Origin of the sequence: Microbulbifer variabilis, assembly GCF_023716485.1 — a bacterium.
Lineage (GTDB): Bacteria > Pseudomonadota > Gammaproteobacteria > Pseudomonadales > Cellvibrionaceae > Microbulbifer > Microbulbifer variabilis_B.
In genome coordinates this window covers 2,629,645-2,642,640 of the sequence record NZ_CP092418.1, presented here as the reverse complement: position 1 = coordinate 2,642,640, position 12,996 = coordinate 2,629,645, and the positions used below count along the sequence as shown (strand labels likewise).

Genomic DNA, 12,996 nt, shown 5'->3' with positions numbered 1-12,996 from the left:
GTTGGGAATTGCTCCGCTTGAGGTGAAATTTGCTCAAGAGGCCCTATAATGCGGCCGCTTACAAACGAGGAGAACTATCGTGAAAGCACCTGTTCGTGTTGCTGTTACCGGCGCTGCCGGTCAGATCAGCTATTCGCTGCTGTTCCGCATCGCTTCCGGCGAGATGCTGGGTAAAGATCAACCAGTTATTCTGCAGCTGCTGGAAATTACCCCGGCACTAGAAGCGCTGAAAGGCGTTGCTATGGAGCTTGAAGACTGCGCCTTCCCGCTGCTCGCGGGTATCGTTCAGTCCGATGACGCTACTATTGCGTTCAAAGATGCAGATTATGCTTTGCTGGTCGGCGCGCGTCCCCGTGGACCGGGTATGGAGCGCAAAGACCTGCTGGAAGCTAACGCTGCTATCTTCTCTGCACAGGGTAAAGCCCTGAACGACGTTGCTTCTCGTAACGTAAAAGTACTGGTTGTTGGCAACCCGGCTAACACCAATGCCCTGATTGCTCAGCGCAATGCGCCAGACCTGGACCCGCGCAATTTCACCGCGATGACCCGTCTGGATCACAATCGCGCTCTGTCCCAGCTGGCGAACAAAACTGATTCCAGCGTTAACGACATCACCCATATGACTATTTGGGGCAACCACTCTTCGACTCAGTACCCAGACCTGCACCAAGTGAAGGTTGCCGGTGCTGCGGCGATGGATAAAGTGGAGCAGGAGTGGTACGAAAACGACTTCATCCCGACTGTTCAACAGCGTGGTGCAGCTATTATCAAGGCGCGCGGCGCTTCCTCTGCGGCTTCCGCTGCCAACGCTGCCATCGACCATATGCGCGATTGGGCTCTGGGCACCGCTGAAGGTGACTGGACCAGCATGGCTGTATTCAGCGATGGTTCTTACGGTATTCAGGAAGGCCTGATTTACTCTTTCCCTTGCACTTGCAAAAACGGCGACTGGGAAATTGTTCAAGGCGTTGACATCAACGACTTCTCCCGCGAGAAGATGACTGCAACCGAGCAGGAGTTGGCGGAAGAGCGTGATGCAGTCGCTCACCTGCTGCCCTAACCCTGTCGATTGATCGGCCTTGATGGCTGGTTCGTCTAAAAAGCCCGCACCAGTGTGCGGGCTTTTTTATTTGGCTCTTCGGCGCTGATTTATTGACTTCGCTGTAGCTATAAAATCGCCAGCTAGTCCAGATAAAAAAGTTTGCGTATTTCAAGTAAGAAGTAAGCGATACCAAGTGAGGGCATTTCCTCTTATTTTTTCAATCCCGCCAACAGTGGCTTATTCAGAAAGGCTAGATTAGGGTTCCTTTAGCCGCAGCTTAATAAAGTGACTTTTGCTAATGGTATTTAAAATAGAATGGGGTAGCCTGAATACTGGCGGGTCGTTATACGAGTGTGGGCTGATGGCGGCGGCACTACACTGATTAGGTAAGTATTGTCTGGAAGTTTTTGCCATGGTCACAGAAGTCGGCCGCCAAGCCCCTCGATGCGCCTGTATTCTTCTTCAGCCTAATCAATCCCTGTCGGCAACGGGAAACCTTTGGGTGTTCTTTTCCCTGGTTGGCGTTTCCCTTGGTATTAGTTTGGCTTTTGCCTTTGCTGGGGCTTGGATGATCCTGCCATTTGCAGGGTTGGAAATTTTACTACTCGCAGTTTTATTCACCTATATCTACCTAGAGGGGACCCGTCGCGAAGTAATCCGCATTAGCGATGAGCGGGTTGTGTTCGATTGTTGTAAAGGGTTCCGCCAGCAATCTGTCTATCATCGGGAGTTCTCACGGGGAAATCTTGCCTTGCTGGTGAGGATGGGTAACAGTCCGGCTGAGCCTGCCTCGGTGACCTTTAGCGGTCCAGAAGGATGCCTGGAGGTAGGTGAGTTTTTGACCGATGCAGAGAAGGCAGAGTTAGTGCAAAAGCTGAGGAAAATAGGCATTTTTGCGCGCAGGGAGAAGGAGTTTCGCCTGCACCAGTTTTGAATGATGGAGTTCTTGGCATTTCAGTTAGTACTTTTCGTTATAATCCCCCCAAAACTTAAACCAACACTTCAGGGGATTTCTTATGTCTTTTCCCAAAATTGGCAATTTGGCACCGGCATTCACACTGACAAACCAAAGCGGAGAGAAGGTTTCACTGAAAGATTTCCGCGAAAAAAGCAATGTTGTGCTTTATTTCTACCCAAAGGCACTGACCCCAGGTTGTACAACACAGGCTTGTGGTATCCGGGATAGTGCCGATGCGTTCAAGGAGCTAGACACTGTTGTTCTCGGTGTGAGCCCAGACCCAGAAGCTAAGTTGCAGCGATTTATTGATAAACATGAGCTGAACTTCGACCTCCTGTCCGATGAGGATCACAAGATTGCGGACAAGTACGGTTGCTGGGGGCTGAAGAAGTTTATGGGCAAAGAGTATATGGGGTTAATCCGGACAACTTTTATCATCGACAAAAGTGGACGCTTACGCCATGTTATCGACAAAGTGAAAACCAAGACCCACAGTGATGATGTGCTTGGCTGGGTGGCTGAAAATCTGGATTGATTATCTGTTACACAGCTTCTGCAAACTCTTTTTAAGGGGGTAGGGTAGCCTCTGGCCCCCGAATTTCCTTGAGTTTTCATTGAAATTGCGTACCGGGGCCACTCAATTTCGTCTTCTGCTGCACAATAAGATGAAAAAAACCACTGTCGTCCCTTGCATTCTCAATTCTTGGTCTATACTGGCAGATGTAAAGGAAAGGTGCGCCGGCGAGAGAGTGTTTCTCTTTGGGTATTGCCGGAGCGGTTAGTTTAAAAATTGTACATCTCTGTGAAGGATTCGATGTCTGTTTTTGGTGCATCCCGCATCGAGTAGTAGTCCGCCGAAGTTGTAGGTGTGTTGGTGTGGGCAGGGGCAACCGGGATTCGCTGGATGCGGACATAGAAAAATAACTGCGGCTCACGGAACTCAAAAGGAGCAGCTCGATGAACCATACTCAGCCCGACCAGACTTCGCTCTCTGAAGATAAACCCCTGCAGCAGGCCAGAATATCCGGCGACCCGAATATTCTCGATCAGCTGCTGGCCCCACCGGAAGCTACCAGCTTTGGCATTGCTGCCAGAGTCATCGATGTGCTCGAACAGCGCATTGGTAAGGCTTCTCTCGCTATTCGCCCCGTTGCTTCCGACTTAAGCATGTCCACCCGGACTTTGCAGCGTCGTTTGCAGGAGCATAACTTGAGCTTTGCCTCACTGCGTGACCACGTGCGCTTCCGCCACGCGGTGCACTTCCTCAAAGATACCGCCCTGAGTGTTGACGGAATTTCAAGGATTTTGGATTTTTCTGATCGGACCAGCTTTACCAGTGCCTTCAAGCGCTGGACCGGTATGTCGCCAACTGGTTATCGCCGTCAAGTGCGTCAACGCTTTTAAGTGAGTGCGAATTGGTTAGGCCGGTCTCCTGTTGATCGGCCCAATCCGTTGCCTCAACAGGGGAAACCCGTTAGAGTTGGCGGCAATTTTATAGGCTGACTCTTTGAGGTTTTGCATGAGCTTTTTTATCCCCTCCGCCATGGCACAGCAAGCGGCACCGGCGCCACAGGGTAACCCCATGATCACCCTGTTGATGTTTGCGGGCCTGTTCGCTTTCATGTGGTTTTTTATCATCCGTCCTCAGCGCAAGCGCCAGAAGGAGCATCAAGAGTTGGTTGGTGCACTGAAAAAGGGTGACGAAGTCGTGATGAGCAGCGGTATGCTGGGGCGTGTAGACAAGGTGGACGAAGATTACATCGTGCTGGAAGTTGCAGACAATATGTCTTTGAAGTTCCAGAAAGTAGCAGTTCATGCTGTTTTGCCCAAGGGCACGATAAAGAAGATCTGATAGCTTTTTACTAGATTTTTTAGTGATTCAGATTGGAAAGCCCGGCATATGCCGGGCTTTCTCGTTTTTCGGCAAGTGAGATTTACTCGGGCGATACTTCTGGTTAATTGTTTTAGAAATTTTCAGGAGGCCCCATATGCAAAGCGATAGCCAAAATGCTTTGAAAGCAGCCATTGTTAGAAAAGTTACGGCACTTCCTAAGTTATCCAAAATTCAAGTGGATCCACCAGTTAAAGAACGGGGAAGTTTTCACTTTCAAGTTAACCTCTCGGCTAAAGCAGCCTTGGAAGAGGGGTACCTGAAGACTGCCACTGTACAAGCGAACGTACCGGGATGTGGTGCTTTTGAATTACTCTGCGACGAAGGCACCATTATTGGAGGTGCGGATAGCGCACCGGCACCACTTGATTACCTATCAGCAGGTATTGCTTTTTGTTTTCTCAGTCATATCAGCATCTACATTAATCAGAACAAACTGGATGTTGAAAGTGTCAAGATTGAGCAACAGATGCGTTTTAAGGCTGAGGTGTACAAAATGCAGGAATGTACCGATACTCCACCTAAGGGGGTCTGTGAAGGAGTAGAAACTGTTGTTTTTGTTAAATCTGCAGAGTCGAGGGAAGCGATTGAGAGAATGGTGGGAGTTTGCCGCGCTGCCTGCATGGGTTTACAGACTGTAGTAAATGCTGTTCCTGCCAGGATTACATTGGCTTTTAACGAGTCCTAGAATTGTTACCTTTACGGGAGATTTAGTATAGACAAGGCTTTATGCCTTTACCGATAAGCCTTTTTGGTATTTGCAGTGGAACTTGCTATGCCTGACAGCTTGCCGATTTCTTTACCTGGGCGGATACGTTTAGCCCATCTTCCCACGCCAATACAGCCGCTGGATAGGATTAGTAAACAATATTCCTTTCCTTTTGGCGGCCCTAGAATTTGGATAAAAAGGGATGACCTGACTGAATCTGGAATGTCAGGTAATAAATTGCGAAAACTTGAGTTTGTTGTTGCTGAGGCCTTAAAGCAGGGCAGCGATACCTTGATCACCGCTGGGGGTATTCAGTCCAATCATTGCCGCACCACTGCACTTGTCGGTGCTCGCTTAGGACTCAAAGTGCACCTGTTATTGCGTGGTGAGCCCTTAGCCCAAGCAGATGGAAACCTACTGCTGGATCAGTTGGCGGGGGCAGAAGTGAGCATCCATTCGCCTGAAGATTTTGCCAAAGATCTCAAGAGGCTGTTCAATTTTTGGTCTGATCAATATTCGAAGCGCGGGCACATTCCCTTCTGTATCCCTATTGGTGCCAGCGATGGTCTGGGATTGTGGGGGTATCTCTCGGCATCGCAAGAACTTATTACAGATTGTCGAATGAGAGGATTCCGGCCGGATCATATTGTGTGTGCCACTGGCAGTGGAGGTACCCAGGCGGGTTTAACGATGGGGTGCTATCTGCTGGGGCTTGGTGTTCAGGTCACAGGTTATGCTGTCTGCGATAATGCTACTTATTTTCAAACCAAAGTGAGAGAGGATATCCGCCATTGGAGCAGGCTATCGGGAAACCCTGTGGATTTGCAATCTCTGCAAGTGCATGTGAACGCCGACTATATTGGGCCGGGGTATGCCAAGGCTGAACCTCCAATCTACGAAATGATTGAAGAGATTGCTGCTCTAGAGGGAATCTTGTTGGACCCTATATATACCGGTAAAGCTTTTTATGGGCTGATGCAAGAATTGAGAAAAGGCCATTATAAAGGATCTAGTAACCTGGTATTTCTGCATTCGGGGGGGCAGTTTGCCTTGTTCCCCTATCGTCATAACTTCTCTTTTAATAGGGTTTAGGCCCCTTTACTGTTCTAGTGCTTCGGAAGCTGCTAACCTGCGCAACAAATTACAGCTGTGGCTGTATATAAAACAATCAGAATTGGTTCAGAGAAGTGGGGGGTTAGTTTGGATTCCTTTAATCAGCTGCTACTGTCGTTGGACGGTATGCTCGGATCGGCACCTTGGTTCCCGTGGGTGCTGCTCGGGGTAGGTTTCTTTTTTACTATCTATCTTGGGTTTCCGCAATTTCGTTACTTTGGACATGCGATTAAGATTGTCCAGGGGAAATATGATAAACCCGGTGACCCAGGAGATACCTCTCACTTCCAAGCACTGGCTACCGCTCTTTCAGGAACTGTAGGTACCGGTAATATCGGTGGTGTTGGCTTGGCTATTTTCCTGGGCGGCCCGGCCGCTTTGTTTTGGATGTGGATGACTGCCTTCCTGGGGATGACAACCAAGTTTGTCGAAGTCACACTGTCACATAAATATCGTATTAAAGCGGCAGATGGCTACTACGCAGGTGGTCCTATGTTCTATATGGAGCGCCGTCTCAATATGAAGTGGCTGGCAGTGTTATTTGCCATCGCCACAGTAATTTGTTCCTTCGGTACCGGAAGCTTGCCCCAGGTGAATAATATTGCCCAGGCGATGCACGATTCTTTCGGTATTGAGAAAGCGCTCACTGGTGGTGTGCTTGCCATCCTGCTGGGGATGGTGATCATCGGTGGCATTACCCGAATTGCCAAGGTTACCTCCACTATCGTTCCGGCAATGGCACTGATCTATGTAATTGGTGCGTTGGGTGTGATTTTCTACAATATAGAAAATATCGTCCCTTCATTTGTGGCCGTTTTCCGTGATGCCTTCACAGGAAGTGCTGCTGTAGGTGGTTTCCTCGGAGCCAGTTTTGCCTATGCCTTTAACCGTGGTGTGAATCGTGGCCTCTTCTCCAACGAGGCGGGGCAGGGCTCTGCACCGATTGCTCACGCCGCCGCACGTGCCGATGAGCCTGTTTCCGAAGGCATGGTTTCACTACTGGAACCGTTTATCGACACCATCATTATCTGTACTCTGACTGGCTTGGTAATCTTATCTTCCGGTGTATGGACTGAAAAACACGAAAACCTGTTTGAGGGGGCTGACACATATGTTGTCGAAGGTCGCTACGAAGAGAGTGACCCCAAGCAGGTTAAACAGCTGTTTAATTACTTAAGTGGTCAACCCAGTGATGTGAAGCCCTATAACGGATCAGTGGTTGTCACTGATGGGCAGCCTCTAAACCTGCAGGATTTCACCCTGATTCATGCACGCTCAATTGCAGAAGATCTGGATTTCCGTGTTGGTGAAGATCAGTTTAGCGGTGTGCTTAATGTTGTTGATGGTAAGTTTGCTAATGAGGATGTGGATATTTGGGGTAAATCCCTGGTTCATTCCGTTGCATTGACCAGTAAAGCTTTCCAGCGCGGTTTCTTCGGAGAATACGGTGGCTTGATTGTAACTCTGGGTATTCTCATGTTTGCTTTCTCGACCGCTATCGCTTGGTCCTACTATGGTGATCGCTCTATGATCTACCTGTTTGGTCCCAAGGCGGTAATGCCTTACCGAATTGTGTATGTGATTGCCTTCTTCTGGGCGGCGATTGAGGACACCACCGTTATTTGGAACCTGTCTGCGGTAGCCATCGTCATTATGACCTTACCGAACCTGTTTGGTATTACGATATTGGCGAAGGAGATGAAGTCAACGGTGAAGGATTATTGGAAGGACCCCAGCCATAAGTAACTTGGCTTGCAAGGGTTACTCCTAGAATAAAAAAGGCAGCCTAGTGGCTGCCTTTTTTATTGTCTGGCCCTGTTGGTATGGCAACGGGGCCAGATTGTTCAGCAGATAAGCTTATTCTGCTTGGGCGCTGAGTGCTACACCGGAGTATGTCTGGTAACCGCGAATACTAATGTACCAGGTACCTGCTTGTGGGTTGCTGATGTTGCAGTTCTCATCATTACCCCATTTATATGGACGACAATCCCAGGTGTTTCGAGTTGGTGCTGAGCCAAAGCGAACATAGAGGTCACCGTCCCCACTGCCACCAGACATTACCGCTTTCAGGGATGACATACCGCTGTCCACATCCAGGGTAAAGTGCTGCCAGGCATTAGCGGAGCCAGACAGATTGGTTTTTTCCCAGCCGCCGGGGTTGCCACCGCCACCGTCGGTGAAGCTACCTACCAGACTGACACCGGAGAAGGAACTATAACCACGCACCATCACATAGTAGGTGCCTGCTTGTATGTTGGAGATCTCACAGGTTTCATTGTTGCCGGTAGTGTAGGGGCGGCAGTCGTATGTGCTGGTGGTTGGTGCTGAGCCAAAACGTACATAGAGGTCCGCATCACCGGTGCCACCAGACATATTAAAGCTTAGGCCGGTAGCGCCAGCAGGAACATCTAAGGTGTAATGGAGTTCATCGCCAGAGCCGCCACCAAGGTTGTCAACGGAAACTCCATTTTCAAGCTCTCCAGGAGGAGGTGGTGGAGTGTTATCACAGGTAACTCCTACGGTACTGAAGGCAGTTGTAACATCCGCTTTACTGTACCCTAGGTCTACAGCAGCTTGCTCAACACCGCAGGCAGCCTCATCGTAGTCAGAGTTTGAGCCCCAGTACATCTGATTAGCGAGGACAAAAATATCAAATGCCTTGCGAGTATCCCAGCCGTTGGTATTGGCGATCAGATAGAAAGCTCGATTGTAGACACCGGAGCTATAGTGTACGTCCATACCGCTGTAATAATCATCGGCATGGCCAATGGAGCGTCCATCCTGTGTCGGGTCTTCAAAATAACGCAAGGCGCCATTGGCTTTGAAAATCTGGGCTCCAACCAGCCAGTCGTTACTGCCAGTCATAAAGTATTCAGCGGCTTCACCAGAGATATCGGAGAAGGCTTCATTAATTCCCCCTGGTTGTTGACTGTAAACTAGGCCAGAGTTCTGCTCGGTAAAGCCGTGGCTGACTTCGTGAGCCGTAACATCCAGGCTGACTAGGGGGTGGAAGGTGTTTTGCCCATCGCCAAAGGTCATCTGGCTGCCATCCCAGAAAGCATTTTCGTAGTTATTACCGTAATGCACGCGAAGGCGCAGCTTTTGAGTCAGCGGTGAAGTGTTGTACCAGTCACTGAACATTGCGAAGACCACGCCACCAAAATAGTGCGCGTCATTTAGCGGTGAATAAGCACCATTGATTTCTTTGTGATCATTGTAGGGGCAGTTGAATTGATGGACGCTGCCGCCACTGGTTCCATGATTCAGGTTCACAGTTTCAACGTTGGTAGTATCCATACGGCAGTTGGCATCAACCTGCATGGAGGGGAAATCGGTACCATATTCATAGCGGCCCGTTTTTACATTGCCGCCAGGACCTTGTGCATCTTGGAAGGTGAGGCCATCCCAATGCTTAATCACTTCACCGGTCATGGCATCAATAAAGTAGAAGGGGCGCTTGGGGTCGTCTCCATACTCGACCCAGTTCACCAGGTAGGCCAGGCGAGCCTCATCTTGTTCATTGATGTAAACATAGAGTTCTTTTTTCTGGTTTTTGGCCTCCAGTTTAAGCACTGGCAGTGATAAAGCACCCGACATCACTCCCTGTTGTGCGCGCAGTGAAACCTGATGGTTCATGGCGCGATCAAGGGCATTGCCCGCGTCAATTGCCGCGCGCACGGTGGGTACTTCAAGTTCGAGTCCGGTAAGGATATTACCGTGCATCTCGGTAATGAGTCCCTGTCCAGAACTGGTTACGGTCTGTCCCCACACGGGTATGCCTTTGTGGGTTTGTTGGTAGCGGGCGACGGTTTTGCCATTTCCCAGAGTACGCTCACGAATTTTTACCAATGCCATATCAGATCCGGCAACGGTATTTAATGTCTGTGGCGAGAGCATATCTGGAGTGGCTGGAACACGGTCGGCAGCCTGCGCACTAATAGCCATAGCTAAAGTGCAGGTAAGTCCTATGAAATGCTTCATTGCTAGCTTTCCCTTATTTAACTTTTTTATTAGCGACCGAGCATCAGCAGCTGGAAAACAATCCAGTAAGGAATTACTGATTGCTTCAGCAACTTGATGCAAACGGTCTTTATGGTTGGTAAGACAGCAGAAGAAGGCCGGGCATCTGGGGTGGGGCCAATAATTGGCATTGACGTCCGCTTTCTCAAACCGGTTGCCCAAATATTCCGGGCAACCTGAGATTACCTTGCATGTGCTTAGTGGCAACAAAAAGGTGATGACAAACTCATATATTTGAATTGTTTTCGATATTTTTGCTTAATTAGTCACAAATCAGCAAATAATATCCTGCCGAGGAATCCAAATTGATGCGCTTAAATAAACCCGATAAAAGGGTGGTGCGCCAGCCGAGAATAAAATTTCAGAAAAGTCTCAAAAATATTTTTTGGGATTATCTATACGTTGAGAAGTAGATATTCCCGCTCCCAAGAACTGATAACTCGGTTAAATTCCTCGTATTCATCACGTTTTATTGCGCTCCATGCTTTTACGAATTTTTTGCCAAACATTTCAGCGGCGCCTTCACATTCCGTTAAAAGATTGAGGGCGTGCTCTTGAGTGCGGGGTAAGGTAATGGTCTCTTTGGAGCAGTCGCCCTGATACGGTGCGCTAGGCGCTACCTTATTGATCATACCGAGATAACCGCAAGCGAGAGAAGCCGCAATGGCGAGATAAGGGTTGCAGTCGGCACCAGGAAAACGATTTTCCAATCTTTTTCCTTGAGGTGAACTGTCGGGAACTCTAAGGCCGGTAGTGCGATTGTCATAGCCCCAATGCAGGCTTGTCGGGGCGGCCATTTCGGGAGTGAAGCGTCGATAAGAATTGACATTTGGGGCTAGAAAACTAATGAATCCTGGAGTGTACTCCTGCATACCGCCAATAAAATACATGAAGCTATCGTTTTCATTTCCATGGTCGTCTACAAATATGTTCTTCTCTGTTTTTAAGTCAACAACACTTTGGTGAAGATGTAATGCACTGCCGGGTTCGTCCTCCATGGGTTTGGCCATAAAGGTGGCATAAATTCCGTGGCGCAGAGCAGTTTCTCTGACGGTGCGTTTAAAGGTGAAAACTTGATCGGCGAGTTGAAGTGGGTCTCCATGAAGGAAATTGATTTCCATCTGCGCGGTTCCTGATTCGTGAATCAAGGTATCTACATCGAGCCCCTGCGCCTCACAGAAATTATACATATCCTCAATAATGGGTTCGTATTCGTTGGCAGCGTCGATGCTATAAGACTGTCTGGTTTTTTCCGTGCGGCCAGATCTGCCAACGGGTGCTGAGAGTTTTTCATCTGGATCAAGATTGCGCTTTATGAGGTAAAACTCTACCTCCGGAGCAACGATTGGTTTCCAGCCTTTCTCTTTATATTTTTCCAAAACGAATTTGAGGATGTTCCGCGTACTAATCGGATGTGGTTGACCATCCCGGGTATAACAATCGTGAATAATTTGAGCAGTGGGATCATTGGCCCAGGGGTTAAGTCGAACGGAATCGGGATCTGGCACCAGCAACATATCCGTATCTGCTGGGTCCACGAGTTCATTGTGCTCATCGACATAGTCGCCGGTAACGGTTTGCACAAGAATACTTTCTGGAAGTCGGCTGTCCTGGGTAAGGAATTTATCTGTAGGCGTAAATTTGCCTCTGGCATTACCCGACATATCCGGCACCAGGCACTCCACCTCGGCAATATCGTGTTCGGCGAGCCAGCTTGTAATCTTGTCCATTTGTTAGAGTTACCCAGTGTGTTTCCATCTACATGTCGTACCAGTATATGCCTGACCCTCACATTGGCGGTAGCCGCCAGTGCAGGCAAAAATAATGACTTGCCGAATATGTTTTGAGATTTATGGGAAGCCTGGCACGGCAGGTAAAAGGGAATTACCATTTTGCTATTCTCGGGGCCGAACTATTTTAGAGCTTCCCGCATACTCAACGCCTTGAAGGGCTGCATTGATGAAAACCACCTCTGGTTATACAGATTCTTACTACTCAGCAAGTGCCAATCCGCTTACCTCCTATCCCCAGCTGGATGGTGTCCGGGAGGTGGATGTTTGTGTGATTGGGGCCGGCTATACCGGGCTCTCCACAGCGTTGCATTTAGCGGAACGGGGCTACAAAGTGTCTGTCTTGGAAGCGCAGCGTGTGGCATGGGGCGCATCTGGTCGCAATGGTGGACATGTTGGGGTTGGGCAACGGCGCTGCCAAAGTGACTTGGAAGAAATGTTCGGTGTGGAGATTGCCAAGCGGTTTTGGCAATTTAGCCTTGAGGCGGTGCGGCTAGTAGAGCAGTTGATTGATAAGCATCAAATTAATTGCGACCTGAAGCGAGGGATTATGCATCTCGCAGCTAAACCCAGCCATGACAACTACCTGCGCAAGGAAGCCGAGCTTCTTCAGGAGCGTTATGGTTACTCGGGTGTGCGCTATGCCGATGAGCAGGAGGTGGGTGGCCTTGTGGGAACAAGGCGTTATTTAGGCGCGCAAATTGACAGTGGCTCCATGCACCTTCACCCATTGAACTATGGGCTTGGGTTAGCGGCGGCTTGTGTCAGAGCTGGGGTCGAGCTCTATGAGCACAGCAGAGTGACTAGCTATCGGGGAGGGAATTCCTGTACCGTCGAAACAGCCAAGGGGCAGATAAAGGCGGCTAAGGTTATATTGGCCTGCAATGGCTATCTCGGAAACTTGGAGCCGCGGCTGGCTGGCAAAATTATGCCAATCAATAATTTTGTTCTGGCCACTGAACCTCTGTCTGAGCCTGCTGCTCAAAAATTGATCGCCAATGATTATGCAGTGCAGGACACACTATTTGTTATCAACTACTGGAAGTTATCGGGAGATAACCGCCTGATTTTTGGTGGTGGTGAGAATTATACGGCCAGCTTTCCTGCAGATATACGCAAGTTTGTACGGAAAAAAATGCTGCAGGTGTATCCGCAGCTAAAGCAGACCCGAATTGATTATGGCTGGGGCGGCACTCTGGCGATCACTATGAATCGCATGCCGCATATGGGGCGCCTGGAGCCCAATATCTATTACAGTCAAGGTTACTCGGGCCACGGGGTGCCTACTGCAACCTTTGCGGGAAAACTGCTCGCTGAAGCAATTGCTGGCACTGAGGAGCGCTTTGACATCATGACGAAGATCCCAACAGAGACTTTTCCTGGTGGAACCCTTTTGCGTTGGCCGGGCCTGGTGCTGGGAATGCTTTACCACAGTTTGCTTGATAGGTTTGGGCATTGAAAGAGGTGAGGTGG

12 protein-coding genes are annotated in these 12,996 nt (G+C 49.2%); 9 read left to right on the top strand and 3 right to left on the bottom strand.

Annotated features, from left to right (window positions below; genetic code table 11):
• Positions 1–79 precede the first annotated feature (79 nt).
• The 3 genes from MJO52_RS11625 (at position 80) to bcp (ending at position 2,535) form a co-directional block, all read left to right on the top strand.
• On the top strand, positions 80–1,060 hold the full coding sequence (locus MJO52_RS11625; RefSeq protein ID WP_252081829.1) for a malate dehydrogenase: 981 nt from the start codon (positions 80–82) through the stop codon (positions 1,058–1,060).
• 394 nt (positions 1,061–1,454) lie between these two features.
• Positions 1,455–1,976, top strand: coding sequence for a DUF2244 domain-containing protein (locus MJO52_RS11620; RefSeq protein ID WP_252081828.1), 522 nt, complete (start codon positions 1,455–1,457; stop codon positions 1,974–1,976).
• An 82-nt stretch (positions 1,977–2,058) separates the two neighbouring features.
• Positions 2,059–2,535 (top strand): thioredoxin-dependent thiol peroxidase, encoded by a 477-nt coding sequence (gene bcp / locus MJO52_RS11615; RefSeq protein WP_252081827.1) that lies wholly within the window; start codon positions 2,059–2,061, stop codon positions 2,533–2,535.
• Positions 2,536–2,783: 248 nt separating this feature from the next.
• On the opposite strand, the gene MJO52_RS11610 is transcribed toward bcp, so the two are convergent.
• Positions 2,784–2,966, bottom strand: a complete 183-nt coding sequence (locus MJO52_RS11610; protein ID WP_252081826.1) for a hypothetical protein — start codon at positions 2,964–2,966, stop codon at positions 2,784–2,786.
• Here MJO52_RS11610 and MJO52_RS11605 point away from each other — a divergent pair.
• The 5 genes from MJO52_RS11605 to MJO52_RS11585 all read left to right on the top strand — a co-directional run bounded on the left by MJO52_RS11605 (position 2,958) and on the right by MJO52_RS11585 (position 7,459).
• A complete protein-coding gene (locus MJO52_RS11605; protein WP_252081825.1) occupies positions 2,958–3,404 on the top strand; it encodes a helix-turn-helix domain-containing protein in 447 nt (148 codons plus the stop codon). The two genes, MJO52_RS11610 and MJO52_RS11605, sit on opposite strands and share 9 nt — an antisense overlap.
• 115 nt (positions 3,405–3,519) lie before the next feature.
• A complete protein-coding gene (gene yajC / locus MJO52_RS11600; RefSeq protein ID WP_020415218.1) occupies positions 3,520–3,852 on the top strand; it encodes a preprotein translocase subunit YajC in 333 nt (110 codons plus the stop codon).
• A gap of 136 nt (positions 3,853–3,988) precedes the next feature.
• Positions 3,989–4,579: an OsmC family protein gene (locus tag MJO52_RS11595; protein WP_252081824.1), complete on the top strand. Its 591-nt coding sequence runs from the start codon at positions 3,989–3,991 to the stop codon at positions 4,577–4,579.
• An 87-nt stretch (positions 4,580–4,666) separates the two neighbouring features.
• On the top strand, positions 4,667–5,692 hold the full coding sequence (locus MJO52_RS11590; protein ID WP_252081823.1) for a D-cysteine desulfhydrase family protein: 1,026 nt from the start codon (positions 4,667–4,669) through the stop codon (positions 5,690–5,692).
• Positions 5,693–5,800: 108 nt separating this feature from the next.
• Positions 5,801–7,459 carry an alanine/glycine:cation symporter family protein gene (locus MJO52_RS11585; RefSeq protein ID WP_252081822.1) on the top strand — a complete coding sequence of 553 codons (1,659 nt, stop codon included), beginning with the start codon at positions 5,801–5,803 and terminating at the stop codon, positions 7,457–7,459.
• A 111-nt stretch (positions 7,460–7,570) separates the two neighbouring features.
• Here MJO52_RS11585 and MJO52_RS11580 read toward each other — a convergent pair whose 3' ends face one another.
• The gene (locus MJO52_RS11580; protein ID WP_252081821.1) at positions 7,571–9,694 is read right to left on the bottom strand and encodes a M4 family metallopeptidase; all 2,124 of its coding nucleotides are present in this window, start codon (positions 9,692–9,694) and stop codon (positions 7,571–7,573) included.
• Positions 9,695–10,128: 434 nt separating this feature from the next.
• Entirely contained in the window at positions 10,129–11,463 is a 1,335-nt protein-coding gene (locus MJO52_RS11575; RefSeq protein ID WP_252081820.1) for a glutamine synthetase family protein, read from the bottom strand.
• Positions 11,464–11,692: 229 nt separating this feature from the next.
• On the opposite strand from MJO52_RS11575, the gene MJO52_RS11570 reads away from it, so the two are divergent.
• Positions 11,693–12,982, top strand: coding sequence for an NAD(P)/FAD-dependent oxidoreductase (locus tag MJO52_RS11570; RefSeq protein ID WP_252081819.1), 1,290 nt, complete (start codon positions 11,693–11,695; stop codon positions 12,980–12,982).
• Positions 12,983–12,996: the final 14 nt, after the last annotated feature.

What these genes read in the sequence shown, in the direction of transcription:
- MJO52_RS11620 (WP_252081828.1), top strand. Translation starts at nt 1,455, where the DNA reads ATGGTCACAGAAGTCGGCCGCCAAGCCCCTCGATGCGCCTGTATTCTT.
- bcp (WP_252081827.1), top strand. Translation starts at nt 2,059, where the DNA reads ATGTCTTTTCCCAAAATTGGCAATTTGGCACCGGCATTCACACTGACA.
- MJO52_RS11605 (WP_252081825.1), top strand. Translation starts at nt 2,958, where the DNA reads ATGAACCATACTCAGCCCGACCAGACTTCGCTCTCTGAAGATAAACCC.
- MJO52_RS11610 (WP_252081826.1), bottom strand. Translation starts at nt 2,966, where the DNA reads ATGGTTCATCGAGCTGCTCCTTTTGAGTTCCGTGAGCCGCAGTTATTT.
- yajC (WP_020415218.1), top strand. Translation starts at nt 3,520, where the DNA reads ATGAGCTTTTTTATCCCCTCCGCCATGGCACAGCAAGCGGCACCGGCG.
- MJO52_RS11595 (WP_252081824.1), top strand. Translation starts at nt 3,989, where the DNA reads ATGCAAAGCGATAGCCAAAATGCTTTGAAAGCAGCCATTGTTAGAAAA.
- MJO52_RS11590 (WP_252081823.1), top strand. Translation starts at nt 4,667, where the DNA reads ATGCCTGACAGCTTGCCGATTTCTTTACCTGGGCGGATACGTTTAGCC.
- MJO52_RS11580 (WP_252081821.1), bottom strand. Translation starts at nt 9,694, where the DNA reads ATGAAGCATTTCATAGGACTTACCTGCACTTTAGCTATGGCTATTAGT.
- MJO52_RS11575 (WP_252081820.1), bottom strand. Translation starts at nt 11,463, where the DNA reads ATGGACAAGATTACAAGCTGGCTCGCCGAACACGATATTGCCGAGGTG.
- MJO52_RS11570 (WP_252081819.1), top strand. Translation starts at nt 11,693, where the DNA reads ATGAAAACCACCTCTGGTTATACAGATTCTTACTACTCAGCAAGTGCC.